This window comes from Tianweitania populi, from assembly GCF_014652875.1.
Taxonomy (GTDB): domain Bacteria; phylum Pseudomonadota; class Alphaproteobacteria; order Rhizobiales; family Rhizobiaceae; genus Tianweitania; species Tianweitania populi.
In genome coordinates, this window is the sequence record NZ_BMZQ01000001.1 from 1,063,863 (window position 1) to 1,089,502 (window position 25,640).

A 25,640-nucleotide genomic window follows, 5' to 3' on the forward strand; every position below is an offset into this window, starting at 1 on the left:
CCGCCTGCGAAGGCGGGTTTTTTGTTGTCGTCAGTAGCTCAAGCTCGGATACCATTCGCTGCGGCGGCCATCAGGCGTCAGATCAAGGATCGACCACAGTGGTGCGATATCTGGCGCATCACGCGGGTCTTGACCAGGGTCAGCCATCTCGGCCGTCATCTCGCTTTTCCAAAAAAGTCGCACCTCCTCGCCGTCCCGCTTGAAAACGAGCAGTGCCGGATTCTCGCTCCCGTCTTCATTGATCAGGCCGAGATCGTTGGCGTAGTCATCGCCAATCGTCTGTACGAAGTCCAGGTCGCGCCAGCCGCGCTCATGGGCAAAGGCTTGCTGCCGCTCGACCGAACTGCGCCCGAGGATCCTCAGTGCAACATTCTGTCTGATATCGGCAGCGTTGCCGTTCACACCACCCAACCAGTTCGTGCACATTGGGCAAGGCCGCTTGCGTTGAGGCCCGTACATCCAGAAGTAAGTGACGAGCGCGTCCTTGTCGCCGAAGAGATCAAGGAGACGCAACTGACGATTGTCGGCATCGAGGAAGCGGTAGTCCTTCATGATGATCGGCCCCGGCGGCAACGATCGCCGCTGCTCGGCCACACGCGTCATGTGCCTGCGCAGTTCAATCTCGTCCGCGAGCAAGGCCATCCTGGCCTTCGCGTATGCCGCACTTTCTTCCGTGAAGACAGGTCGCCGCGTCGTGGCAAGTTGGTTGGCGTCTGACAGTTCAGTCACAGCTATGTCCTCCCAAACAGATACAAGGACGAAACTATCAAGCGCTAACCGACACGCCGTCAATCATTGTCGATGCGGGCACTGGGAAAGAAAGAAGGCCCGGCAGTTTCCCGCCGAGCCTCTTTGCTGTTCCCCTTCGGATTATCAGCAGTCTTAAGCAGCAGCCTTCTTGATGCCCTCGACCGGGACATCGGCAATCGTCTTCAGCACCTGGGATGCGATCTGGTAGGGGTCGCCCTGCGAGTTCGGACGACGGTCCTCGAGATAGCCTTTGTAGCCATTGTTCACGAAGGAATGCGGCACGCGGATCGAGGCGCCGCGATCGGCAACACCGTAGGAGAACTTGTTCCACGGCGCAGTCTCGTGCTTGCCGGTCAGGCGCTTGTCGTTGTCCGGACCATAGACGGCGATGTGATCATCGAGGTTCTTGTCGAACGCAGCCATGAGCGCCTCGAAGTACTCCTTGCCGCCCACTTCGCGCATGTAAGTGGTCGAGAAGTTGCAATGCATGCCCGAGCCGTTCCAGTCGGTGTCACCCAATGGCTTGCAGTGGAACTCTATGTCGATGCCGTACTGTTCCGTCAGGCGCAGAAGCAGGTAGCGTGCAATCCAGATCTGGTCGGCAGCCTTCTTGGAGCCCTTGCCAAAGATCTGGAACTCCCATTGACCCTTGGCCACTTCGGCATTGATGCCCTCGTGATTGATGCCGGCCGCAAGGCAGAGGTCGAGATGTTCTTCGACGATCTCGCGAGCGACGTTGCCCACATTCTTGAAACCGACGCCAGTGTAATACGGGCCCTGCGGAGCTGGGTAACCAGACTCCGGGAAACCGAGCGGACGACCGTCCTTGTAGAAGAAGTATTCCTGCTCGAAGCCGAACCACGCGCCGTCATCGTCCAGGATGGTTGCGCGCTTGTTGGAGACGTGCGGAGTGACACCGTCCGGCATCATGACTTCGCACATGACGAGCACGCCGTTCGTGCGAGCCGGATCCTCGTAAAGGGCGACGGGCTTCAGCACGCAGTCCGACGAATGGCCTTCAGCCTGCATCGTGGACGAACCGTCGAAGCCCCACAGCGGAAGCTCTTCAAGCGTTGGGAAGGAGGCGAACTCCTTGATCTGCGTCTTGCCGCGCAGGTTCGGGACCGGAGTGTAACCGTCCAACCAAATATATTCGAGCTTGTACTTTGTCATTCTGGCCTCTCGTAACCACGACCTGAAGCGCCCACGTCGGTGCGGCCGTGAAGGGACCGACGGCTTCAGTTCAAGCTTTGCAAACGGCGTGCCAGTTAGGCGCGGACACCTCTCCCGGGAGCAAGTCGGCTATAGTTTTCCTGCACAAACAAGGCCGCGCATGGGCGGAACCTGCGTCCGGCAACGCCGTTGAGAAGTTGTCCGGTGAGTTTGCCGGCTTGTTCTGCACGAGACCGCTCAAAAAAGAGGCTTCGTTGCACAATTCATTTGCAGCCCCTATATTTCATCTACATCGTTTTCGAACGCCACATCGATTTGGAAGGAAGTGCAATGCCGGCTTCCCATACTGCTTCCGCAACAATCTACGAGTTTCCTGTTGGGGGCCGCGCCGGGCGCGCTAAAGGCCTTCGCAGCTGGGAGAAGGCGTCACAGCCGCCAGCAGTCGCTCCGGTGATCATGCCGGAAAGCGGCTGGTACCACGATGTGGCAACGCAGGAAGACGTTCCGCAGAAGAACTAGGCCTAAGCGCCGAGAAAGCGCTTCATGGCGCGCGGCTAGTTCGATCCCCGCGTTTGCAGCAGCGAGTGCGCCGCTTCCATGTCGCGGCGGCGGAACGCGCGGCGTGCCTGGGCTTCCTCATCCTCGCCCCACTGGTCGATGTTCCAGTCTTCATCGACATGGGCCGCCTTCCACGCTTCCTCGAAGCTGAGTTCACCGGCCTCCAATGCCAATGCGATCAAAGCCGAGCCGGCGATCGACGTCATGACATGGAGCGATGCCAAGCGAAATGGATCGGCATCACGCTTGAGATGAAACCCAACCGCCGCCACCGATTCCTTCGGTTGCTCGACATGCATCACGCCTTCTGACAGGAAGAAGCGAGCGCCAAGCGTTGCGCGCGCCCAATCCAGTACCGGATCCCAAGTCTCGGATTGAAGTGACACCAGCTTTTCCGGCGTATCTGCGCGGTAAAACACCAGGTCGGACGACGCAAAGCGCATGATGTCTTCGATCACCGCCTGCGGATCATTCGCCACGCCATCCACCGCGGTGTTGACGAGACGATAAGCCGGCATGGTCGCGAGATTGACCACGTCCTGCTGAGCCCGAAACTCTTCCGCAACAAGTGCTGCAGCAGCCTCTGTCGGCAAGGTGATGATGCGCTGACCAGGCGTGCGGATAGCTTTGCCGTCCAGCTCGATGACCCACCCATCATCCGACTGCGCAACACCAACGTCCTTATAGAACCGCTTCGGCATCACCGGTTTGGTGAGCCTTTGCGCCCGCTTCACCGGATCCTCATCGTTGTGGACCGGTCCGCCTTCAAGATCGTTCAGGATGTCGCGCATGGTCACTCGCCTCTACAGAAAGCCGAACAGATAGGAATGAGGGTCCTGGTTCGCTACTGCGATTGTGTCGACCGACTTTTATTCGGCGCGCTCGATGCGGATGACCTGCGCCTTGTCTGTGAGGTGACCGTCCTTGGTGATGCCTTCCACTGCACGGCGCACAGCGGCTTCCGTGGTCTCATGCGTAACCAGAACCACTGTCTTCACATCAGCGTCCAGCCCACTGTCGGCCTGCTGGACGATCGACTCCAACGAAATATCGGCATCGGCCATGCGCTTGGCGATCGCTGCGAAAACACCGGTGCGATCATGCACGGTCAAGCGGATGAAATAGCCGCCCGCATGCGACCGCATCTTGGCTTTCTTGTAGGGCTTCAACTCCTTGGCCGGCCGACCGAACACCGGTCCATGCTGGAAGCCAGGCTGGCTCTTGGCGATATCCGCGATGTCGCCGATCACAGCTGAAGCCGTGGCGTTGCCGCCAGCGCCTGGACCTACCAGAAGCAGGTCGCCAAGAATGTCGCTCTGGATCGCCACCGCATTCGTCACACCATGCACCTGCGCGATCACCGACTGGGTCGGCACCATGGTCGGATGCACGCGCTGTTCGATGCCGCTGTCGGTACGCACGGCAACGCCAAGCAGCTTGATGCGATAGCCAAGGCTCGCCGCAGCGCGGATATCGGCCTGGCTTATATTGCTGATACCTTCGAGATAGATGTCGTCGGCCGCGATCTTCGAGCCAAAAGCTAGGCTGGTCAGGATCGACAGCTTGTGCGCGGTATCGTTACCCTCAATGTCGAAGGTCGGATCGGCTTCGGCATAGCCGAGACGCTGCGCATCGGCGAGGCAGTCCTCGAAGGACAGGCCCTCGGCTTCCATCCGGGTCAGAATATAGTTGCAGGTGCCGTTGAGAATGCCGAACACACGCGACACGCTGTTGCCGGCGAGCGCTTCGCGCATCGTCTTGATGACAGGAATACCGCCGGCGACCGCTGCTTCGTAGTTGAGCAACACGCCCTTCTTCTCGGCCGTTTCCGCAAGGTTCACACCGTGCTTGGCGAGCAACGCCTTGTTGGCCGTCACAACATGGCGGCCCGCATCGAGTGCGGCCTTGATGGCGTCGCGTGCCGGGCCCTCGTCGCCGCCCATCAATTCCACGAAGACGTCAATCTCAGCGCTTTTAGCGAGCGCGACCGGATCGTTGAACCACTGGGCGCCGGACAGATCCACACCGCGATCGGCGTCCCTGTTACGCGCTGAAACAGCGGTCACGCTGATCGGACGACCGCATTGGCGCTGCAGTTCGGCAGCCTTTTCCGCCAGCACCCGCACCACCGAGGCACCAACCGTACCGAGGCCAGCGATGCCGACGCGCAATGCTTCCGTCATAATCAAAACGTCCTGGAAATAGAGTTGGGCTTAGCGGCGGGCGCTGAGCGGTATCACATTGTCAAAACGGCCTTCGGCGCTCGCCTGCAGGAAGCGCTTGATGTTGCGCGCAGCCTGGCGGATTCGATGCTCGTTCTCCACCAAGGCAAGGCGCACATAATCATCGCCATGTTCTCCGAAGCCGATGCCGGGCGCGACCGCCACATCGGCATGCTCGATGAGGAGCTTGGAGAATTCCAGGGAGCCCATGGCGCGATACTGCTCGGGGATCGGCGCCCAAGCAAACATCGTGGCAGCCGGCGGCGGAACGTTGAAGCCGGCGCGGCCGAACGATTCCACCATGACATCGCGGCGCTTGCGGTAGATGGAGCGCACTTCCTCGATGTCCGAGCCGTCGCCGTTCAGCGCAGCACTGGCGGCCACCTGGATCGGCGTGAATGCACCGTAATCGAGATAAGACTTCACCCGCGTCAAAGCCGAAATCAGACGCTCGTTGCCGACGGCAAAACCCATGCGCCAGCCAGGCATGGAGAAGGTCTTCGACATCGAAGTGAACTCGACAGCGACATCGATCGCGCCCGGCACCTGCAGGATCGACGGTGGAGGCGCGCCATCGAAGAAGATTTCGGCATAGGCCAGATCGGACAGTAGGATCAGGTCGTTCTTCTTCGCGAAATCAACGACATCCTTGTAGAAGTCGAGCGTCGCGACATGCGCGGTCGGGTTCGACGGATAGTTGAGGATCAGTGCGATCGGCTTGGGGATCGAATGCTTCACCGCGCGTTCCAGCGCCGGAATGAAGCTCGCATCTGGCTCTGCCTGGATCGAACGGATCACGCCGCCCGACATGATGAAGCCGAAAGCGTGGATCGGATAGGTCGGGTTCGGGCAGATCACGACATCGCCTGGAGCGGTGATCGCCTGCGCCATGTTGGCGAAGCCTTCCTTGGAGCCGAGCGTCGCGACGATCTGCGTATCCGGGTTCAGCTTTACGCCGAAACGCCGCGCATAATAATTGGCCTGGGCACGACGCAGGCCCGGAATGCCGCGCGACGAGGAATAGCGATGCGTACGCGGATCGCGCACAGTATCGACCAGCTTGTCGACAATGGCTTGTGGCGTCGGTAGATCAGGATTGCCCATGCCGAGATCGATAATGTCGATGCCCTTGGCGCGCGCGTCAGCCTTCAGTCGATTGACCTGTTCGAAAACATAAGGCGGCAGCCGCCGAACCTTGTGGAACTCTTCCATGGCAAATCTCGCGCGCGATCAGAAAGCGATGCTTGCGGCTCTATACCGATTTCACCGCAGGGTCGAGGTAAGAAGGCGGCAAAGTGAGCTATTGCGCCGATTCAGCCGAAATGGCCTGCAGTGTGTTGTCGCCATGGCTCGCTCCGATCCGACGAAGCTCATCGGGCGTCGGTACGCTGCGCGCGGCAGCGGCATTCGTGCGGCTCACGCGCCCTTGCGTGGAGCGAAGATCGGCGAGGAGGGCCGCACTTTCTTCCGGCGTAAGCTGTGTATTCGCGGCTGCGCGGCGCTGGTTCAGGTTGGGAAAAGCGCCGGTATTCTGCACGCCAGTCGATTGAGAAGCCGATTGGGCGTTGATCGACGCACGGCGCGCTTGGGCGTCACGCGCGCCCCTTTCCTGCGCGACATCCTGCGTATTCGACGGTGCCAAAGTGGTGGAGCCGGGCTGCGGCAAGGCAGCAGGCTGGGCAACCGGCGCCATCGCATTGGTCATGTCACGGGTCGTGCAACCCGCAACAGCGAGCGTCGCCATCGCAGCAACGGCCATGGAAACGGCTGACGTGGAACAAACGGATGCGAAAGAACGGCCGAAGGTCATGAAATCTCCCCATCCACCCTCAACAGGGGCAAGGTCTGGTTGGACCGCTATGGTCGTCCCATGATAATGTGTCAAGAACACGCTCGGGAGGAGCACGGTGTCATGACGGAAAGGCCGGAACGAACCGAAGAAAGCAGCACCGGCGGTGCAGCCGGATCCAAGACTTTCGACAAGGCATCAGTCGAGCCGTTCCTCATCAAGAACCCGGAAAGTTTCGCGCTCAATCTCGCGCGCATGGTGGAAGAAGCCGGCAAGGCCGCCGCTGCCTGGGCCGGTCCGCGCGAACGCGGCGAACTCCCCGCAGCATCAGCCGAACCGCTGTCGGACATGGTTCGGACCTTCTCCAAGGTGACGGAATACTGGCTGGCGGAGCCGTCGCGCGCCTTTGAAGCGCAAACCAAGCTGTTTGCGGGCTTCATGGGCGTTTGGGCCAATTCGCTGCAGAAGCTGAACGATGCCGCCACGCCCGACATTATCCCGCTCGATCAAGGCGACAAGCGCTTTAAGGACCCCGATTGGAGTCGCCACGCCTTTTTTGACTTCCTCAAGCAGGCCTATCTGATCCTCTCGCAATGGGCAGCCGACCTCGTGGATCAAGCGGCTGATCTCGATCCGGCCACGCGGCAGAAGGCGAACTTCTACGTCAAGCAAGTCGCCAGCGCGATTTCGCCGTCTAACTTCGTGCTGACCAATCCCGAACTGTTCCGTGAGACGGTAGCGTCCAACGGCGAGAACCTGGTGCGCGGTATGCGCATGCTGGCCGAAGACATTGCGGCCGGCGGCGGCGAGTTGAAGCTGCGGCAATCCGATGCCAAGCAGTTCCGTGTCGGCGAGAACATAGCCACCACCGAAGGCAGCGTAATCGCGCGCAACGATCTGGCCGAGATCATCCAATATGCGCCGTTGACCGACACGGTGCTGAAGCGGCCATTGCTGATTGTTCCGCCCTGGATCAACAAGTACTACATCCTCGACCTCAACCCGCAAAAGTCGTTCATCCGCTGGGCGATTAGCCAGGGCCATACGGTGTTCGTGATTTCCTGGATCAACCCGGACGAGCGCCACGCCAAGCTCGGCTGGGAGCATTATATCCGCGACGGCATCCAGTTTGGCCTCGACCAGGTGGAAAAGGCAACCGGCGAACGCGAGGTCAACGCGATCGGCTATTGTGTCGGCGGCACGCTGCTGGCTGCGGCACTCGCTCAGCAGGCGCAGAATGGCGACGAACGCATTCGCGCGGCGACCTTCTTCACCACGCAGGTTGATTTCACTCATGCCGGCGACCTGAAGGTCTTCGTCGATCCCGAACAGATCAAGGCCGTTGAAGAGGCCATGAGCGCGCGTGGCTTTCTGGATGGCTCGAAGATGGCGACGGCCTTCAACATGCTGCGCGCCGGCGATCTGATCTGGCCCTACGTCGTCAACAACTACCTGCGCGGCAAGGATCCTCTGCCCTTCGACCTGCTTTATTGGAATTCGGATTCAACGCGCATGACCGCGGCGAACCATTCGTTCTATCTGCGCAACTGCTACCTCGATAATCGACTCTCCCGCGGCGAGATGAAGCTGGATGGCCGAACCCTGTCGCTGCACGACATCACAATCCCCGTCTACAACCTGGCCGCGCGCGAAGATCACATCGCGCCGGCGCGCTCGGTATTCGAAGGGTCGCAGTTCTTCGGCGGGCCGGTGGATTACGTCATGGCGGGTTCAGGCCATATTGCCGGCGTTATCAATCCGCCGGCCGCCAACAAGTACCAGTTCTGGACGGGCGAAAAGCCGATCGGCGCGTTCGACGATTGGGTCACGAATGCGACGCAGAATACGGGCTCCTGGTGGCCGCATTGGCATGCGTGGATCGAGCAACAAAATAATGAGCGCGTCGAGGCCCGTAAGCCCGGCACAAGCACACCAGTCTTAACTGCTGCACCCGGCACTTACGTTCATGGAAAGGGTTGATCCATCTTCAGCAACATTGCTCTTGCTGAACCATGATCTTGCCTTATTTCGTGAATAGCCGGATGCTCGGATTTGTTTCCATGGGTTGGTTCTTCTGGAGAGGGGAATCGGCTGATAGTTTCAGGGGCATGCCGATGCCGAGCCGGAATCGACCGAAAGGAATCCGCTTTGACAGCTAAGACGCCACGCGCGGCTGTTCTGCCAATTCGTTGTGTTTCGGCACTTCTTTTTTCCGTCTTAATAGCGTCCTGTAGCGCCACTTCAAGTGATCCGACGCTTGGTCTCGCAGCTAACCAGTCTGTCGATCAGCCGATGGCTCGGACCAATTCGCTGGCGGGCGAACAGGATGCTTACATCCAGTCGACCGCTCCTGCTCCCGCACCGAAGCCCGCTTCCAGCCCAGTTGCCGCGCAGAGCCAAGATGAAGCGCTGCCCTCGACTGTCGCGTTCGCAGGTGAGGAAACGTCTTTGTCGCGCTCGGCCATCGCCGGCTTTGCGCAGACGAATGATGGTGTGCCGAGCCTGGCTTCCGCAACCCTGACGGTGCCGGCCGCAAAGCCGAAGCCCGTGGTTCAAGAACAAACGAAGGCGGTAGAAGTTCCCGCTGAACAAGCGCCAGCGGCAGAGCCTGCTGCGCAAGCGGTTGCGGTAGCGGCTCCAGTGGTCAGCACGGCACCTTCCAGCCCGTCGATCGAAAATCGCGTTGGTATCGCGCACGGCACCAGCCCTGCTGTCGCTGCACGTCCGGTCGTCATGGCCTCAGCGCAGCCGTCCGACGAGAAGCGCGGCTTCCTGTCCGGCTTTTTCAGCGCCACCCAGTCCGGCAACGCGCCTGCGCCCATTCGCGAAGCGGCCCGTGCGCCGATGATTGCGCAGAAAGAACTCACATCCCGCACTGCCCAGGCGAAAACGGAGCCGAAGGTACAGCTCGCATCCATCTCGCCTAGCGAATCAACCGGTGCCGTGCGCAACGACAGCGGCAGTAGCCTGCCGGGCGTTCGTACCAGCGCCTTGTTCGAGATTACCCGCAAATCGGGCATCAACGACGACAGCGACGTGGACGTGCATGAAGGCGACGAATCACCCGTACGTGTCGCGTCCGCTGCCGGTATGGCCCGCCTCGCGCCTAATGGCCTGCTGAAGCAGACGGCCGACGTGGACACGGCCTGCTTGAAGCCCTCGCTGGTACGCGTGCTGAAGAGCGTGGAGCAGCACTACGGCAAGAAGGCCGTGATCACCTCAGGCTACCGCGATCCCTCTCGCAACCAGCGTGCCCGCGGCGCCCGCAACTCCCTGCACATGTATTGCGCAGCAGCTGACGTGAAGATCGAAGGCGTCAGCAAGTTCGAGCTCGCATCCTATGTCCGCTCGATGCCGGGACGCGGTGGAGTGGGCACCTATTGTCACACGGATGCGGTCCATATCGATGTTGGACCGGAGCGTGATTGGAACTGGCGCTGCAGCCGTAGAAAATAATCGGGAAAACTTCTTCAAAGCGGCATTGAGTGGGTTGCCGGTTTCGAAAACGCCGACTATACACCCCCTCGTTCCCCGCGCCCATCGTCTAGCGGTCTAGGACGCCGCCCTTTCACGGCGGAAACACGGGTTCGATTCCCGTTGGGCGTGCCACATCTTCTCTCATCCTAAACGGGATGCAGAGCTACCCTGAGGGGCTCCGGCCTGGATTAGGCTCTGGTAAGAAGTGGTGCTGCAGAGCTCATTAGTTTCCCACCTTCGAAGACAGCAGCTACCTCACCCCTTTGGTTCTCGAGGATTGTTGTGCCGCTAGGCGTCGCGTCAGCTAAGCGATCGGTTTCTATCTGGATGCGGGTGCCGAGCGGCGGACCCCGCACTTTCAGCAAGAAGAATCATCTCTGATCCACCGGTTGGACCGTTGCTCACCGACAAGCCGGTTAGAATCATTGACCACCTTGCCACGCGTTGCGCGTGAACCCGACTAGGTCAGCTAGTCAGAAGCGAGATCGCGCTCAACAACGCCCTGTCAACGCGGTGATCGTCTTGGCGCTTTATAGCCCCCTCGCACAGAGCTGCGCTCGCATATCAAACAGTGACCGCCCTGCCCACTGACTGGTCCAAAGGACGCATTTACACCCATGGCGCCGCCACTTAGGTCAAGGATAATCGCAGAGGCTCTCATCGGTACACTTGATGAACGACGCTACCCTACCTCACGACATTTCCGAAGCGCTGGTCGAGACGTTGGTTCACACCTTCTATGGTCGTGTTCGCGCCGACGAAGTGCTGGGTCCGATCTTCGAAGCACGGCTGGCGGGACGTTGGGATGAGCATCTCGGGAAGCTGGTGGATTTCTGGTCCTCTATCGCACTTAGAACCGGCCGCTATGCCGGTCGGCCGCATGCCGCTCATCACAATCTCGATTTGGAAGCAGCGCATTTTCAGCGCTGGCTCGCACTGTTCGAAGCGACGGTGCGGGATCTATGTGCCGGGCCGGCTGCCGCTCTGTTTATCGACCGTGCACATCGCATTGCCGACAGCCTGCAAATTGGCCTCAACATAGGCCCCAAGGCTTTGCATTTCCCTGTACGAGCGGGTCCGTCAGTATCGGCCTAGGGCGCAGACCGCGAGCATGGATTGTGAGCGCATTACCACCGGACCTGGTCGCGTATAGTCGCTCTCCTGAGTTCGATCAGGATACGATTCCACCTGCCCTCCAGCGCAACCACAGCACTAAGGCAGGCACTTGGGCGCTGATCCACGTCCTCGAAGGAAAGCTGCTCTACCGAGTGATGGAGCTGGCAAGCGAGACGATTCTGGAACCTGGCACGCCGGGCGTGGTGAAACCAGCGGAGCTACATGAAGTGCATCCGCTCGGAGATGTTCGGATGTTCGTCGAGTTCTACCGGGAAAATTCGACCGACAGGACCTGAAGCGCGAACCGCATCTCTAATGCGGCTCGCAGATTGATGAGACCTGTCGAGGCCTTTATCGAATGGCCTAGGCGGCGGCCGAAGCGGAGGCAGCTGACTTTGCGCGGGTTTTCGGCTTGCGCTTGGTATCGGCGGCAGCGATTTTTGCCTCTGCAGCTTCCTTGGCCATGCGGGCCTCGCGTAGCTTCTGGGTCTTTGTTTCCCGCGCGTTGACTTCCGCCGACATGATTTGCTGCGCGGCCCGAGTTGTTGCCTCGGCCTTATCGGCCTTCGATGCATTGCTTCTCGGAACGGCTATGGATTCGGACATGGAACTCTCCCTTTGTCTCTTGGATAAGAAATTAGGGCGGACCGCCAATTAATCCACTGCGATCGAGCAGGAGAAAGCGAGCAAGAACTCCGCTGTATCCAAGTCTACAAGCAGGCCGGCCACAAAAACAAAAAAGGCCGGGCGAACCCGACCTTCTCACAATCACCTCGACGAAACCTGCCAGTACATCCGTGGTCAGGTCTCGGAAGCGATTTTCTTTATGCTGCGGACAGGTTGTCAGCAGCGACCTTACCGGTGCGGCGGTCGTTCACGGCTTCGAAGTTGACCTTCTGGCCCTCAACGAGCGTGCGCATGCCAGCGCGCTCAACAGCCGAGATGTGAACGAACACATCGTTGCCGCCGTCTTCCGGAGCGATGAAACCAAAACCCTTGGTGGTGTTGAAGAACTTTACGGTTCCGATAGTCATGACGGTTTTCTCCCGTTCGCGTTCGTCCCGGACACTTGTCCCGAACGTAGTCATCACCGATGTCGAAGGGAAATTCGTCAGGAGCGCCGAAGCGCCAACAAAGTTCGTCAAGCAAGATCGATTTGAGCTTTATAGCCGGACATTGCAGCGGGAACAAGGCGCGTCTCGAAAAACATTTTCAAGAATATGCCGAAAGGTTCGACGTGCTGTTCAAGGAACTAAAAAGCAAAAAGGTCGGCATGTGCCGACCTTCTCTTTGTGCCTCTACACTGGTGCCGGTACATCCGCGGTCACCGGTGGAAGTCACAATCGGAATATAGGTCACCTTTCACGACAATCCAGTGACAATGTTCATTAATTAAATGCCCAAGCCAGAAGTGGGCGGCTGTCGAGATCTGGAGGAACAACTCGTCGCGTTAAGGAATTAGGAGGGTTCTACCCCCGCAGCAAAGGATTCAGACGCGATGAAGGCTCTCACCTGGCACGGCAAACATGACATTCGGTGCGAAAGCGTGCCGGATCCCAAGATCGAGCAGCCCCGTGACGCAATCATCAAGGTGACGTCTTGCGCCATCTGCGGCTCGGATCTGCACATCTACAACGGCGTTATTCCCGAGATGCACAGCTGCGATATCATCGGCCACGAAGCCATGGGCGAGGTTGTGGAGCTCGGCTCGGAGGCCGGTGGTAATCTGAAGGTTGGTGATCGTGTCGTCATCCCCTTCACCATCTCGTGCGGCGAATGCTTCTTCTGCAAGCGCGGTTTCTATTCTGGCTGTGAACGCTCGAACCCCGACAGCAAGAAGGCGACAGAAGTTTGGGGCAACTCGCCCGCAGGCCTGTTCGGCTACTCGCATCTGCTCGGCGGCTATTCCGGCGGCCAGGCTGAATATATTCGCGTCCCTTACGCTGATGTCGGCCCGATCAAGGTGCCGGACGGCATGACGGACGAGCAAGCGCTGTTCCTGTCGGACATTTTTCCGACCGGCTACATGGCCGCCGACTTCTGCAACATTCAGCCCGGCGATACGATCGCGATCTGGGGCTGCGGCCCGGTCGGTCAGATGGCGATCCGCAGCGCCTTCCTGCTCGGCGCCGAACGCGTTATCGCGATCGACACGGTTGAGGAACGGTTGGAGATGGCCCGCAAAGGCGGCGCCGAAACGCTCGATTTCCGCAAGGAGGACATCTACGAGCGCATTATGGACCTAACCAAAGGTCGCGGCGCGGATGCCTGTATCGACGCCGTTGGTACCGAGCCCTTGATGAGTTCCGGCCTTGATGCGGTGATCGACCGCGTCAAGGTCGCAACCTTCATGGGCACCGATCGCCCGCATGTGCTGCGGCAGGCAATCCACTGCACCCGCAACTTCGGCACGGTGTCGATCGTCGGCGTCTACGGCGGCTTCCTCGACAAAATCCCGTTCGGTTCGGCGATCAATCGCGGCCTGACCTTCCGCATGGCTCAGACCCCAGTGCAGTCCTACCTGCCCCTGCTCATGAGCCGGATCGAAAAGGGCGAGATCGACCCCTCCTTCGTCATCACGCACACGGCCAGCCTCGAAGAAGGCCCGGCTTTGTATGACACCTTCAACAACAAGAAGGACGGCTGCATCAAAGTCGTTCTCAAGCCGTAAGGAAACGAACAATGGCAGGCACGAACAAACTGGCCGTCATTACCGGCGCCTCGGCGGGCATCGGCTTCGAACTGGCCAAGATCTGCGCCGAAGAAGGCTACGACCTCATCATCGCAGCCGATCAGGCCAAGATCGAAGATGCGGCGGATCAATTCCGTCGTTCCGGCAACGACGTGAAGACCTTGCAGGCCGATCTCGCGACCCTTGACGGCGTGGACCGGCTCTATGATCTTGTGAAGGCGGATGGCCGCCCGGTGGATGTGCTTATGGCAAATGCCGGCCATGGCCTTGGCCACGGCTTTCTCGATCAGGACTTCAACGAGATCCAGCATGTGGTCGACACCAACGTGACGGGCACGATCTATCTCGTCCACAAAATCGGCAGGGACATGCGCTCGCGCAACGAGGGCAAGATCCTGTTCACCGGCTCGATCGCCGGCTTCATGCCCGGCTCGTTTCAAGCCGTTTACAATGCCACCAAGGCGTTCGTGGACAGCTTCGCGTTTGCCTTGCGCAACGAGCTGGAAGACACGGAAGTCACCGTCACCTGCCTGATGCCTGGCGCGACGGACACGGAGTTCTTCGAGCGTGCCGACATGATGGACACGTCGGTTGGGCAGGCCAAGAAGGATGATCCCGCCATGGTTGCCCGCGTCGGCTATGATGCCATGATGCGAGGCGACGGCGACATCGTCAGCGGCTGGAAGAACAAGCTGCAAAGCGCCATCGCGAATGTCACGCCTGCCGGTATACTGGCCAGCCAACATCGCAAAATGGCCGAGCCCGGCAGCGGCAACTGACCGGCACTGGCAGGAATGCGCCGCGCGTCAGGAACATTGTTTCCGCGCGGCGTGTTTGTTTCAGTCTCGGCTTTAGTCGGGAGTTTGGGAACAGGGAGCAGATCATGGATAGAGAAGACAAGATCAAGGCACGCGCGCACGCGATCTGGGAAGAAGAGGGTCGTCCGGACCAGCGCTCTTCGGATCACTGGGAGCGTGCCGAACGCGAACTCGACTCGGAGGCCGCCCAACAAGGCGGCAACGAGGAAACCGGCGCAGCCCTCGCTAGCACAGCGCAGGCGGACGCTCTTGTTCCCAACGAGGAAGGCGGCGCGACGGCCAGCAACGAAGCGCTTCTTCAGGAAGGCAATGAGGGCAGCGCGCAATTGCATGAGGATGTAACCGGCTCCCCGCAGCCAACACCCCTCGGCAAGCAGGAAGCCAGCCGCCACTGAAAGCTGATCGGCATCCAAGCCGATCAAGCAGGAGCGTAGAAAAGGCCCCTTCATTGTGACGGTGAAGAGGCCTTTTTCTTAGCTGTTAGAGAGTGCGGCTGCGCTGAACACTCTTGTCGATGAAGTCTTCTTCCGGCGGCTCGGCACCTGGCGGGTTCACACCCTCGGAAGTCCGGGTCTTCTCGATCGTTTCCTCGGAACCCTCAGTCAAGCCATAAGGCTCCTTCGGCCGGTCACCGGCGTCCCCAGTGTCCGGGAACTTGGCGCTCTCTTCATTGTCGCTGCTTGGCTTCAGCTTTTCAGCCCGGCTTTCACGCAGATTATGGTTGTTGCGATCGTCATTGGTCATGATGGCTACCTCCGCTAACGCAACAGCCATCGCCAACAGGAAGTTCCCGACCGCGAAGCAGCCGTGCCCACAAACAAAAACGGCGGGCACTGGATGCCCGCCGTTAAATCAAATGATCGCTCTACGCGATCGTCGTTGCTCGAAAGCAGATTACTTCGAAACGCGATCGAACAGGCCGAGACCGCTTTCGTTGCGAGTGTCGGACGGAACGCCGGTCGGGTTGTCGGTTGCCGAGCGGATCGTGCGCGGCTCGTTCGTGGTCGAAGCAGTGGTCAGTCGGTCATACGAAACATGAACGGCAGGCGCAGCAGAGTTGGTGGTGTCGCGGTTGAAAACACCGCCCTGGTCGAACGGCGCAGCGCCATTCTGGCGCGTCGTGTTGGCAACCTGCGCGGAAGCCGCACCAGCGGAAATTGCGAGAGCGGCGGCAGCAATAGCTAAAATCTTGGTATTCATAACAAATATCCTTAGGCTTTGTTCTTATTGGGCCATCAATTGGCCACGGGGTTGAAATGGTCCTTTCAGCCTGTATCCACCAGAACCGATCTCCTTGACGGTTCGGCACCCCACTGTGAACAATGAAGCCGGCTCACGGCCTTGAACGCGGCCGCGGCCATTCCCATGATCGAACGCAACCTTTATTCCGCGGCCAAGCGGGTATCTTGGTGTTCCTCCGGGCCGTGATCTGCAACAATCACGGATGTTTGCCGCTGGCGCGTAGGTAACCGGATATCGTTGCGATGACGCGGCAGCGCTTCGGGTGCTTCTTCCTGGATAAAGGCGATCAGCTTCTCGCGAACCTCACATCGCAGATCGAAGGCGGTTGGCGCGTTGCGGGCACTGACCAGCACGCGAACCTGCATCGTGTTCTCCGTCGTTTCCACGACGGCCAGGTTGATCACTCGCTTGTCCCAATGCGGCGACGCATGTGCGATCTCGGTGAGCTTTTCGCGTATGCGACCGAGCGGCGCCTGGTAATCGAGATAGAGCATCACCACCCCAATCAGCGAGGCGTTTTCACGTGTCCAGTTCTGAAATGGCTGCTCGATGAAATAGCGCAGCGGTACGATGAGCCGCCGCCAATCCCAGATCTTTACCACCACATAGGTCGCGGTGATTTCCTCGATCGTGCCCCATTCACCTTCAACGATCACGGCATCATCGATGCGGATGGGCTGCGTGATGGCAAGCTGCAGGCCGGCGAAGAGGTTGGACAGAACCGGCTGCGCCGCCAGGCCGACGATCACACCGGCTGCGCCACCTGCCGCCAGCAGGCTAACGCCATATTGGCGCACCGATTCGAACGTCATCAGCGCCACCGCTGCGGTCACGACGATCAGCACGAAGACAAGCGCGCGCCGCAGAATGTTGGCCTGGGTCAGATGTTTGCGAGCCAGAAGGTTGTCTTCGACATCGATGCGATACCGGCGCAGGTGCAGCGAAACCGCCAGGTCCAGCGCCCTAATGGCGACCAGACCCACCAAGCAGATGAAGGACGCCGTCAGCAGCTTGCCGATAATCACCGTGACCTGCCAGTCGAACGGCGCGAAGGGCAACGCAATCGCCACGGCAAAGTTGATCAGCGCCCAGCGGATCGGGGCTTTTGTCTTCGACAGCAGCTTGTGCCCGAACACATGATCCTTCGGCAGCAAAGCGCGGATCGCGCGCACGACCAGGCCATGCAGCGAAACCGCGATGATGGCGGCGAAAACAAGAAGGCTGATGCCGACCACCCAGCCCGGCAGCCAATTGAGCCTCGCGATGATGTCGTTCATGGCGACTTCCTCGTCCGGTTGAAAGCGCACATTGGTCGTGCGCCTGTATATTGCAATGCAGCATTCCTACGCATGCAATGCGGCAGTTTGACGAAAGTTTCCGTTCACCGTGCAAAAGGCTGATCGAGTGCAGTCCACTCGCCGCCGCCACAAACGCGCCTAAATCCCGGCTCAACGCGTCGCGCATCCGAGGCCGCAATCAGGTCCAATCCCAATGTCGACAGTTGAAGCCGCCGCCGAGCCACAGCCGGCACGAGGGAAGTTTGTCCTGGCCGTGGGGCGGCTGGCGGAACCGCGGATCCTGGGTCCTGCGGTGGGCGCTGGCCTTGTGGTCATCGCGGCCTTGGTCATCCACGCGATCAGCGGGCAGATCCACCTTAATGATATTAAGGCAGCCCTCGCCGCTGTCACCCTGCCCACCGTCGCACCGGCTTTGGCTCTGACGCTGGTCAGCTTCTTTGCGATGGGCATGTACGACGTAATGGCGGTGCACCGCGTAGCCCCTGAACGCGTCCCGACAAAGCTTGCAGTGTTTGCCGGTCTGGTCGGCTACGGCATTTCAAACGCGATCGGCTTCAACGTCATCGTAGGCGGTCCTGTCCGCTACCGCATTTATCAGGCAGCAGGTCTGGATGCCTCGGATGTCGGGCGCATCGTGGGCATCTCCTTTCTGACCTTTACCTCGGGCGTCGTGGCCGTTCTGGGCGCTGCGATGATGCTGGACCGAACCGGCCTGCCCTTCCTGCATGTGTTCGGCCCGGGCACCGACCGGCTGCTGGGCGCGGCGATCCTCGTGCTGCTGGCAGGCGCCATTATCTGGCTATCACGATCGCCGCGTGAACTGGCGCTGTTCGGCTGGCGGCTGCCGCTGCCTTCTGCCAAAGCAGCACTGGCGCAGATCGTAATCGGAGCCGTGGACATAGGCGCGGCCGCAGGCGCACTCTATGTCCTTCTGCCAGCTGACATTGCCCCAGGCTATGCTGTCTTCCTGCTGTTGTTCGTTGCCGCCATCCTGGCCGGCATCGTCAGCCATGCGCCGGGCGGCATCGGCGTTCTGGAAGCGACTGTCCTGCTTGGCCTCGGTGCCGGCACCCGGCCGGACGTGGTTGCAGCACTGATCATCTTCCGCCTAATCTACTATGTGCTGCCTCTGGCGCTGGCTGCAGCCGCGCTGCTGGTCTTCGAGATCTACCGCGCCCGTCACTCGGTGCTTGCGGCTTCAAACAAGACCTACCGGGTGTCGCGTCGCATCGTGCCGCCGATCCTTGCGGTTATGGTGTTCCTGGGCGGGGTCGTGCTGCTGCTGTCGGGCAATCTGCCGGCGGAGGGCGATCGCACGGGCTTCCTGAGCGATGTCCTGCCGCTGCCCTTTGCCGAGGCCTCGCATCTTCTCGCCAGCCTTGTCGGCCTGCTCCTCATCATCCTCTCGCGCGGCTTGTACCGCCGCATCGCACGCGCCCGCAGCGTTGCGATCGGCCTTCTGCTCGCCGGCGCCGTGTTCTCGCTGTTGAAGGGCCTGGATTGGGAAGAAGCCGTCATCCTCACGGCCGTCGCCGGCCTCCTCTTCGTTTATCGCTCGGTGTTCTACCGCAAAGGCGACTGGCGCAGCTTTCGCCCTAATGTGACCGTCCTGGCGCTGATGGCGATCGTGCTGGCCTTGCTGACGCTGATCGGCTTCCTGGCCTACCGCCATGTCGATTATGACTCCGAGCTGTGGTGGCAGTTTGCCTGGGATGGTGACGCCTCGCGCTTCCTGCGCGCAACGCTCGCGCTGATCATCGTCGGAGCAGCCATTGCGGTTGATGGTGTCGTCAATCGCCCGCGTCAGCCAAAACTCACCGAAACGGCGATCCCACCGGCTGTATGGCCGATCCTGAAGACGACGCGCGACACACAGCCCAGCATCGCGCTTCTTGGCGACAAGTCCTTCCTTGTTTCCGACGACCAGAAAGCCTTCCTGATGTATGCCGTGTCCGGCCGCAGCTGGATCACAATGGGCGATCCGGTGGGCGATCCAGGCTCAGGACGCCGCTTGGTCTGGCGCTTCGCCGAGGCTGCGGATCGTGCGGGCGGACGCGCGGTTTTCTACGGCGTGACGCCCGAATGGCTGACCACCTATCTCGATCTCGGCCTCGCCATACTCAAGATCGGCGAAGTGGCGCGCGTCGAGCTTCCAACCTTTACCCTAGACGGTCAGGCACGCGCCGACTTCCGTTATGGTTACAAGCGCGCAACGCGTGAAGGCCTGGAATTCTCCATCATCCCGCAGGCCGAAGTGCCAGCGCATATGGAAGAACTTCGGTCCGTCTCGGATGCCTGGCTGTCCACCAAGGTCGGCCACGAGAAAGGATTCTCGCTCGGCCGCTTCGAAGACACCTACATGGCCGAATTCGATTGCGCGGTGATCCGCAAGGAAGGGGCCATCGTCGCCTTCGCCAATCTCTGGCGCAGCGGTGACAAGACCGAACTGTCCGTCGACCTCATGCGCTACCGCTACGGCGTGTCGAAGATCCTGATGGACGCGCTGTTCGCCCATCTGCTGCTTTATGGAAAAGCGGAAGGCTACCAGTGGTTCAACCTCGGCGCCGCCCCCCTTGCAGGCCTCGCCGACCACCCGCTTGCCTCGACCTGGAACCGGCTCGGCACCTTCATCTACCGGCGCGGCGACGAGTTCTACAACTTCGAGGGTCTGCGCGCCTTCAAGCAGAAGTTCGATCCGGTTTGGACGCCGCAATATCTCGCGTCGCCGAACGGGTTGCGCATGCCGCAGGTCCTGTTCGACGTCACCAGCCTCATTTCCGGAAATCCGATCAGGATCCTCAAACGATGAAAACCGCCGCCACGCTTGTCCTTGCGCTTCTCTGCGGTTGCACCGGTTCAGCCTGGGCACAAACCACGCCCCTGCCCGCGCCCGTGGCCAAGCTGACGGCAAGCCGGCTGGAAGAGGTTCCGGTTTACCGCCCGGCCGGCCGGGTGAAGGCAATCGTCGTCTACATCTCCGACAAGGCCGGCTGGAGCGCTGGAGATGACCTAGCCGTGCAAGCGCTCCTCGGCAACGACGATGCCGTGCTGGCCGTCGACTTCGCAAAATACGCCGTGAAGCTCGACGCTGACGACGGCGAGTGCCTCTATGTCGTGGGCGAGATCACCGACCTTGCACAAGCGGCCCAACGCCAGCTTGGCCTGCAAACCTATCGCCAGCCCGTTATCGTCGGCTCCGGCGAGGGCGCGACATTCGCCTATGCCACGATCGCCGACTCACCGGTTAATACGCTTGGCGGCGCCGTCGGATCCGGCTTCGCCAACCGCCTAAGCCTGCGCCTGCCCTTCTGCCCCGGCGCTTCCTCGAAGCCCCTCACAAATGGCGGCTTCTCGTACCGCTTCGATAGCGAACTGCCGAACGACGCGCATCTCTTCGTAGCCGAGGCCGATCTCGATCAGGTGGAAGCGGATGCCGAGGCGCAGGACACGATCACGGTCACCGCGCTGGATGACGATCCGGCCGAGCAGATCGTCCAAGCGGTGAGCGAAATCAGCGGCGCGACCCACCCCTTCGGCGATCTACCGGCCATCGATCTGCCTTCCGAAGATGCCCCGAAGGCGCTTGCTATCCTCGTTTCCGGCGATGGCGGCTGGCGCGATCTGGATAAGACGATCGGCGATTATCTCTCCACGCAGAGCATCCATGTCGTCGGCCTGGATTCGCTGCATTATTTCTGGGCCAAGAAAAACCCGGCCGAACTGTCGCGCGATCTCGCCAACATCATCAACGAGGCCGATCCGACCAGGGAACTGCCGATCATGCTGATCGGCTATTCCTTCGGCGCCGACACGATCCCCTTCGCCTTTCCGCTCCTGCCCAAGGAAATGCAGGATCGCACCAAGGTGCTGGCCCTGATGGCGCCCGGCCAGCATACCTCGTTCCAGGTCACGGTTTCGGGCTGGCTAGGTATCGACGACAGCGGCTATGACATCGTGCCGGCCATCGCCGCACTTCCTGCCGACCGGGTCATCTGCGTCTACGGCAAGGAAGAAGATGACGCCGCCTGCCCTGATCCCGCGCTGAAAACCGTGACGGTTGTGGCAACCGAAGGCGGACACCACTTCGATGGTGAATATGAGGCCATCGCACAGCGTTTCCTTGCCCGTCTTAAGCCTTGAAGCGGGTTGCCGCATTGGCCATTCTGACTAGATGATCGGAGGCAATGCGGCGCTGCCGCTCGATCATCAGGCGGGGACCTCATGACAGAAACTTTGCCGCGGGACAGCCTTCATCCCGCAAAAACCGCGTTCTTCTTCGACTGCGACGGCACGCTTGCGGCCATCGTCGACCAGCCGGACGCCGCGCGCGTCGAAACCGAGATCGTCGAGTTTGTACGCATTCTCCATGAAGCCACCGACGGCGCCTTGGCAGTTGTATCCGGCCGCTCCATCGCGCAACTCGACGTGATGCTGGCACCGCTCGTTTTGCCGGCAGCCGGCGTACACGGAGTGGAACGCCGCGACGGCGCAGGCACGATCTACCGGCCAGAGTTCGATGCCGCAGCCGTGTTGCAGATCGCAGCGCGGCTGGACGAGTTTGCAACCCAGCACGAAGGCCTAGTAAGCGAAGTCAAATCTGCTTCGGTGGCGATCCACTACCGCATGTGCCCCGAACTGGAAGGCGAAGCGCTGAGCTTGATGACCGACATCGCCAGCCAGTACCCGGAATTTCGCCTGCTGCGCGGCAAGATGGTTGCCGAACTCAGTGCCAGCCACCGCAACAAGGGCGACGCGCTTGAAGATTTCATGCGCGAAGCGCCCTTTGCGGGACGTCTCCCGATTTTTGTTGGTGACGACGTAACCGACGAGGACGGCTTTGTCGCCGTGCGCAAGCTGAACGGCATCGGCATCAAGATCGGAGCCGGAACCACCTCGGCAACGCACCGCGTCGGCACGCTTCACGATTTCCATGATTGGCTGCGGCAGCTGTCTCAGACATGGACGGCAGCCGCACCGGCCCTATAGTTTCAGCAGCGAGTGGAACACGGCACTGCTGCCGTGAGTTCGCCGCGCAAAGGGACATCGGAAAATATGCAAGTCATCAAGGGAAAGCGGGCGTGAGCCGGCTCGTTGTTGTTTCGAACCGCGTCGGCAACCTCAGCAACCCCGCGCAGACCGGCGGCCTGGCAGTCGCCATATCGGAAGCCATCAAGGGCCGCGGCGGCATCTGGTTCGGATGGGATGGTGTCACTGACGACAGTGGTGACGGAACAACCACGGTCGACACGGTGGGTAGCGTTCAGACCATCCTCAACCCGATGCAGGCGGTCGATTACGAAGCCTTTTACCTCGGCTTCGCCAACAGCGTGATCTGGCCGCTGTTCCATTACCGCGCCGATCTCGTGCGCTTCCAGCAGGATTACTACGAAGGGTATCTGCGGGTGAACGAGCAGTTCGCCAACGCCCTCATGCCGCATCTGAAGTCCGACGATCTCGTCTGGATCCACGACTACCATTTCATGTCGTTCGGCACCTATCTGCGCAATCTCGGCTGCGATTCGCGAATTGGCTTCTTCCTCCACATTCCCTTTCCGGGGCCGGACCTGCTTGCAGCTTTGCCCAACCATGCGGGCTTCATCGAAGACCTGCTGCAATATGATGTGGTCGGTTTCCAGACCTCGGCCGACGTCGCCAACTTCAAGCGCTGCGTCGAGGAGTTCACCAGCGCCGAGGTCGACGAAACCGGCCTGATCCGCTTCCACGATCGCACCTGTGTGGCAGAGCGTTTTCCGATCGGCATCGATGTCGACTCCTTCCAGGAAATGGCCGCGTCAAAGGCCGAAGCCGCATTTATCGACGCGTTCAAGCACAACCTTGTTGCCGACAAACAGATGATCGGAGTGGATCGGCTGGATTACTCGAAGGGCATTCCCGCGCGCTTCCAGGCCTTTGCGCAAATGCTGACCCGCTATCCAGAGATGAGCAAGAAGGTGTCTTTCCTGCAGATCGCGCCGCCATCGCGCGGCGATATCGGGGCCTATGCCGAGATTCGCGAAGAGCTCGAACGCCTTTCGGGTATGATCAACGGCGCCCACGCAGACTTCGACTGGACGCCGATCCGCTATATCCACCGCTCCGTGTCGCGAGACCGCCTGGCTGCAATGCTGCGCGCGAGCGAGGTCGGCCTGGTCACGCCCATGCGCGACGGCATGAACCTCGTTGCCAAGGAATATGTCGCCGCGCAGGACCCTGAAGATCCCGGTGTGCTCGTTCTGTCGCGCTTTGCCGGCGCGGCGGAAGAAATGCCGGAAGCGCTGCTGGTTAATCCATTCGACATCGACGAAATGGCCGAGATGTATTTTCAGGCGCTCAACATGCCGCTTGAAGAGCGCAAGGAGCGGCACAGGGCTTTGTTCGAGCGCATTCGCCGCTATGACGTGAAGGCGTGGCAGGAAAGCTTCCTGGAAGCGCTCACCTCACCGCGCGAATGGGCCGAAAAGCACGCTGTGCGGACAGCCGACAACGACTCCGTTGATCCCAATGCGGGCGGTCCTCAGGCCCCGTCGGGGCGGGTACCAACGTAAAGCGCCGAACAAAGCATAACCACCGCCACAGCCAGGGCGGTGGGCCATCGCGGCGAGGCCGACACGTAGAAGATGACATAGCCGGCCGCCATTCCTGTAAAGGCCAGATACTTGGCCTGCCGAGGGATCGCGCCGGAACTGCGCCACGCCTTCAAGGATGGACCGAATTGCTTGTGGTTCAGCAGCCAGGCTTCAAAGCGTGGCGAAGAGCGTCCAAAGCACCAAGCGGCCATGATCAGGAAGATCGTGGTCGGCAGCAACGGCAGGAAGGCGGCGACGATGCCAACTCCGGTAAGGATAATGCCCGCGGTGAGATAAAGGCCGCGCGCCCACTTATTCCCAACGGGCATAATCGCTTCCGCACCGCCATGTGATGCAGGCGGCTCATTTGGAGGCAAGTCGACAGGATGATGCATCACGCCGCAAACGCATCTTCGGCAAGCGTCTGCACGCGCTTGAAAGCCGCAACCGCCCCATCAATGACGCGCGCTTCCTCCGCTCGGTCGAAATCGGCACCATCAAGGGCGGCCTGAAACGTTTTCCAAGGCTTCCCTCGCCCTTCCGGTGAAGCTGCAAGATGGCGGGCCCCAAAATCCTCGCCTAGCCCAAGCTTTGCCGCCTCCTTGATCAGAAATGCAGCCCCGAGGTTCGAACCTTCGGCGACATACAGCCAGCCAAAGCGCGTCGCCAGATCGTCGCTCAAGGCGACACCACGCTTCGTCGCCGAGGACACAAGCCCGAGATCGTCGAGATCCGATTCAATCATGGACAGCCTGCAGCGCGATGCCAGATCCGGCACGAGTGCGGCCAGCCGAGGATCAAGATAGAGGGGCTGGATGTCGCGATGAAACTGATGCTGCATGCCGAGGAACAACGCGTAGTGATCGCGTGAGTGAAAGGGCCGGCTCGCCATGATGCGACCATCGAGCCCTTCATGCGCGGCCTGAGTTTCGGTCTTCAAGCGGCGCGACAGGGGCAAGGCCAGCGTGGACGTGTCAGTCATTCAGTCGGGTATCCGGTGTCATCCAGCCGATATGGCAAATGCACGCCATCCTTCAAGTCGCTTCAGGCTTGAAGACAAGCGATGCGAGTGGCACATGATGTCTTTGACAGATTTGAAGAAGTTACCATGGTCACCTATCTCGACGCAGCCGCCGCACCATTGCGCAATACGGGTCAGATCCGGCTTTATGATGAAGCGGCCTTTGAAGGCATGCGCAAAGCATCGCAGCTGACAGCACGCTGCCTCGATGCGCTGGTCGACATGGTCAAGCCCGGTCTTCCAACCAACGAGATCGATCGTTTCGTGTTCGAGTTCGGCATGGATCACGGCGGCCTGCCGGCGACGCTGAACTATCGCGGCTTCAAGAAGTCGACTTGCACGTCGATCAACCATGTCGTGTGCCATGGCTTTCCCGACGACAAGCCGCTGCGTGAAGGCGATATCGTCAACATCGACGTCACCTTCATCGTCGATGGCTGGCACGGCGACTCCAGCCGCATGTACCCCGTCGGGCAGATCAAGCGCGCTGCCGAGCGCCTTCTGGAAGTCACTCATGAATCGCTGATGCGTGGCATCGCAGCGGTAAAGCCAGGCGCCCGCACCGGCGCGATCGGTCACGCCATCCAGTCCTATGCCGAAGCCGAGCGCTGTTCCGTGGTGCGCGATTTCTGCGGCCATGGCGTCGGCCAGATCTTCCACGACTCGCCGAACATCCTGCATTACGGCAGCCCCAACGAGGGCGTCGAACTGCGCAAGGGCATGATCTTCACGATCGAGCCTATGATCAATCTCGGCCGCCCCCATGTGAAAGTTCTGTCCGACGGCTGGACCGCAGTCACGCGCGACCGCTCCCTGTCCGCGCAATACGAACACAGCGTCGGCGTCACCGACAATGGCTGCGAAATCTTCACGACCTCGCCGGCCGGTTTGTTCGCTCCGGGTATCTCGGTCTAAGGC

The 25,640-nt window shown here is 60.4% G+C and carries 26 protein-coding genes and 1 tRNA gene; 14 read left to right on the forward strand and 13 right to left on the reverse strand.

Annotated elements, in window-relative coordinates; all coding sequences use genetic code 11:
* Positions 1-30: 30 nt before the first annotated feature.
* On the reverse strand, positions 31-729 hold the full coding sequence (locus IE166_RS05245) for a DUF899 family protein (protein WP_189502234.1): 699 nt from the start codon (positions 727-729) through the stop codon (positions 31-33).
* Positions 730-882: 153 nt separating this feature from the next.
* A complete protein-coding gene (locus tag IE166_RS05250) occupies positions 883-1,923 on the reverse strand; it encodes a glutamine synthetase beta-grasp domain-containing protein (RefSeq protein WP_189502236.1) in 1,041 nt (346 codons plus the stop codon).
* 330 nt (positions 1,924-2,253) lie between these two features.
* Here IE166_RS05250 and IE166_RS05255 point away from each other — a divergent pair, with 330 nt between their 5' ends.
* A complete protein-coding gene (locus tag IE166_RS05255; RefSeq protein ID WP_189502238.1) occupies positions 2,254-2,442 on the forward strand; it encodes a DUF2735 domain-containing protein in 189 nt (62 codons plus the stop codon).
* Between the two features lie 35 nt (positions 2,443-2,477).
* Here IE166_RS05255 and IE166_RS05260 read toward each other — a convergent pair whose 3' ends face one another.
* The 4 genes from IE166_RS05260 to IE166_RS05275 all read right to left on the reverse strand — a co-directional run bounded on the left by IE166_RS05260 (position 2,478) and on the right by IE166_RS05275 (position 6,513).
* Entirely contained in the window at positions 2,478-3,272 is a 795-nt protein-coding gene (locus IE166_RS05260) for an ATP12 family chaperone protein (RefSeq protein ID WP_189502240.1), read from the reverse strand.
* Between the two features lie 78 nt (positions 3,273-3,350).
* Entirely contained in the window at positions 3,351-4,664 is a 1,314-nt protein-coding gene (locus IE166_RS05265) for a homoserine dehydrogenase (RefSeq protein WP_189502242.1), read from the reverse strand.
* 30 nt (positions 4,665-4,694) lie between these two features.
* Positions 4,695-5,915: an LL-diaminopimelate aminotransferase gene (locus tag IE166_RS05270; RefSeq protein ID WP_189502244.1), complete on the reverse strand. Its 1,221-nt coding sequence runs from the start codon at positions 5,913-5,915 to the stop codon at positions 4,695-4,697.
* Between the two features lie 88 nt (positions 5,916-6,003).
* Positions 6,004-6,513: a hypothetical protein gene (locus IE166_RS05275; protein WP_189502246.1), complete on the reverse strand. Its 510-nt coding sequence runs from the start codon at positions 6,511-6,513 to the stop codon at positions 6,004-6,006.
* A 102-nt stretch (positions 6,514-6,615) separates the two neighbouring features.
* Between IE166_RS05275 and IE166_RS05280 the strand changes: the two genes are divergently transcribed.
* The 5 genes from IE166_RS05280 (at position 6,616) to IE166_RS05300 (ending at position 11,381) form a co-directional block, all read left to right on the forward strand.
* Positions 6,616-8,472, forward strand: coding sequence for a PHA/PHB synthase family protein (locus IE166_RS05280; protein WP_189502248.1), 1,857 nt, complete (start codon positions 6,616-6,618; stop codon positions 8,470-8,472).
* A gap of 312 nt (positions 8,473-8,784) precedes the next feature.
* Positions 8,785-9,948 carry a YcbK family protein gene (locus IE166_RS05285; RefSeq protein WP_189502250.1) on the forward strand — a complete coding sequence of 388 codons (1,164 nt, stop codon included), beginning with the start codon at positions 8,785-8,787 and terminating at the stop codon, positions 9,946-9,948.
* Between the two features lie 77 nt (positions 9,949-10,025).
* Positions 10,026-10,101, forward strand: a tRNA-Glu gene (locus IE166_RS05290).
* Positions 10,102-10,641: 540 nt separating this feature from the next.
* The gene (locus IE166_RS05295; protein WP_189502252.1) at positions 10,642-11,064 is read left to right on the forward strand and encodes a group III truncated hemoglobin; all 423 of its coding nucleotides are present in this window, start codon (positions 10,642-10,644) and stop codon (positions 11,062-11,064) included.
* A gap of 23 nt (positions 11,065-11,087) precedes the next feature.
* A complete protein-coding gene (locus IE166_RS05300) occupies positions 11,088-11,381 on the forward strand; it encodes a DUF1971 domain-containing protein (protein ID WP_189503328.1) in 294 nt (97 codons plus the stop codon).
* Between the two features lie 67 nt (positions 11,382-11,448).
* Here IE166_RS05300 and IE166_RS05305 read toward each other — a convergent pair whose 3' ends face one another.
* Both IE166_RS05305 and IE166_RS05310 read right to left on the reverse strand, forming a co-directional pair.
* Positions 11,449-11,691, reverse strand: a complete 243-nt coding sequence (locus IE166_RS05305) for a hypothetical protein (protein ID WP_189502254.1) — start codon at positions 11,689-11,691, stop codon at positions 11,449-11,451.
* 218 nt (positions 11,692-11,909) lie between these two features.
* Complete coding sequence (locus IE166_RS05310) at positions 11,910-12,119, reverse strand: cold-shock protein (protein WP_189502255.1); 210 nt, start codon at positions 12,117-12,119, stop codon at positions 11,910-11,912.
* Positions 12,120-12,583: 464 nt separating this feature from the next.
* On the opposite strand from IE166_RS05310, the gene IE166_RS05315 reads away from it, so the two are divergent.
* From IE166_RS05315 to IE166_RS05325, 3 genes are all read left to right on the forward strand, one after another.
* Positions 12,584-13,756 (forward strand): zinc-dependent alcohol dehydrogenase, encoded by a 1,173-nt coding sequence (locus IE166_RS05315; protein WP_189502257.1) that lies wholly within the window; start codon positions 12,584-12,586, stop codon positions 13,754-13,756.
* Positions 13,757-13,767: 11 nt separating this feature from the next.
* Entirely contained in the window at positions 13,768-14,556 is a 789-nt protein-coding gene (locus tag IE166_RS05320) for an SDR family NAD(P)-dependent oxidoreductase (RefSeq protein WP_189502259.1), read from the forward strand.
* A gap of 104 nt (positions 14,557-14,660) precedes the next feature.
* On the forward strand, positions 14,661-14,990 hold the full coding sequence (locus IE166_RS05325; RefSeq protein ID WP_189502261.1) for a DUF2934 domain-containing protein: 330 nt from the start codon (positions 14,661-14,663) through the stop codon (positions 14,988-14,990).
* Positions 14,991-15,075: 85 nt separating this feature from the next.
* Here IE166_RS05325 and IE166_RS05330 read toward each other — a convergent pair whose 3' ends face one another.
* From IE166_RS05330 to IE166_RS05340, 3 genes are all read right to left on the reverse strand, one after another.
* A complete protein-coding gene (locus tag IE166_RS05330) occupies positions 15,076-15,339 on the reverse strand; it encodes a hypothetical protein (protein ID WP_189502263.1) in 264 nt (87 codons plus the stop codon).
* A 150-nt stretch (positions 15,340-15,489) separates the two neighbouring features.
* A complete protein-coding gene (locus IE166_RS05335) occupies positions 15,490-15,795 on the reverse strand; it encodes a hypothetical protein (protein WP_189502265.1) in 306 nt (101 codons plus the stop codon).
* 182 nt (positions 15,796-15,977) lie between these two features.
* The gene (locus IE166_RS05340; RefSeq protein ID WP_189502267.1) at positions 15,978-17,114 is read right to left on the reverse strand and encodes a mechanosensitive ion channel family protein; all 1,137 of its coding nucleotides are present in this window, start codon (positions 17,112-17,114) and stop codon (positions 15,978-15,980) included.
* A 214-nt stretch (positions 17,115-17,328) separates the two neighbouring features.
* Between IE166_RS05340 and mprF the strand changes: the two genes are divergently transcribed.
* The 4 genes from mprF to IE166_RS05360 all read left to right on the forward strand — a co-directional run bounded on the left by mprF (position 17,329) and on the right by IE166_RS05360 (position 23,680).
* Complete coding sequence (mprF, locus tag IE166_RS05345; RefSeq protein WP_189502269.1) at positions 17,329-19,944, forward strand: bifunctional lysylphosphatidylglycerol flippase/synthetase MprF; 2,616 nt, start codon at positions 17,329-17,331, stop codon at positions 19,942-19,944.
* Positions 19,941-21,275, forward strand: a complete 1,335-nt coding sequence (locus IE166_RS05350) for a virulence factor family protein (RefSeq protein ID WP_189502271.1) — start codon at positions 19,941-19,943, stop codon at positions 21,273-21,275. Before mprF ends, IE166_RS05350 begins: the two co-directional genes overlap by 4 nt.
* 81 nt (positions 21,276-21,356) lie before the next feature.
* Complete coding sequence (gene otsB / locus IE166_RS05355) at positions 21,357-22,121, forward strand: trehalose-phosphatase (protein ID WP_189502273.1); 765 nt, start codon at positions 21,357-21,359, stop codon at positions 22,119-22,121.
* A 92-nt stretch (positions 22,122-22,213) separates the two neighbouring features.
* The gene (locus tag IE166_RS05360; protein ID WP_189502275.1) at positions 22,214-23,680 is read left to right on the forward strand and encodes an alpha,alpha-trehalose-phosphate synthase (UDP-forming); all 1,467 of its coding nucleotides are present in this window, start codon (positions 22,214-22,216) and stop codon (positions 23,678-23,680) included.
* Here IE166_RS05360 and IE166_RS05365 read toward each other — a convergent pair.
* Both IE166_RS05365 and IE166_RS05370 read right to left on the reverse strand, forming a co-directional pair.
* Positions 23,650-24,030 carry a YbaN family protein gene (locus IE166_RS05365; RefSeq protein WP_189502276.1) on the reverse strand — a complete coding sequence of 127 codons (381 nt, stop codon included), beginning with the start codon at positions 24,028-24,030 and terminating at the stop codon, positions 23,650-23,652. The genes IE166_RS05360 and IE166_RS05365 overlap by 31 nt on opposite strands.
* A gap of 65 nt (positions 24,031-24,095) precedes the next feature.
* Positions 24,096-24,683: a biliverdin-producing heme oxygenase gene (locus IE166_RS05370; RefSeq protein ID WP_189502278.1), complete on the reverse strand. Its 588-nt coding sequence runs from the start codon at positions 24,681-24,683 to the stop codon at positions 24,096-24,098.
* Between the two features lie 126 nt (positions 24,684-24,809).
* On the opposite strand from IE166_RS05370, the gene map reads away from it, so the two are divergent.
* Positions 24,810-25,637, forward strand: coding sequence for a type I methionyl aminopeptidase (gene map, locus IE166_RS05375; RefSeq protein ID WP_189502280.1), 828 nt, complete (start codon positions 24,810-24,812; stop codon positions 25,635-25,637).
* Positions 25,638-25,640: the final 3 nt, after the last annotated feature.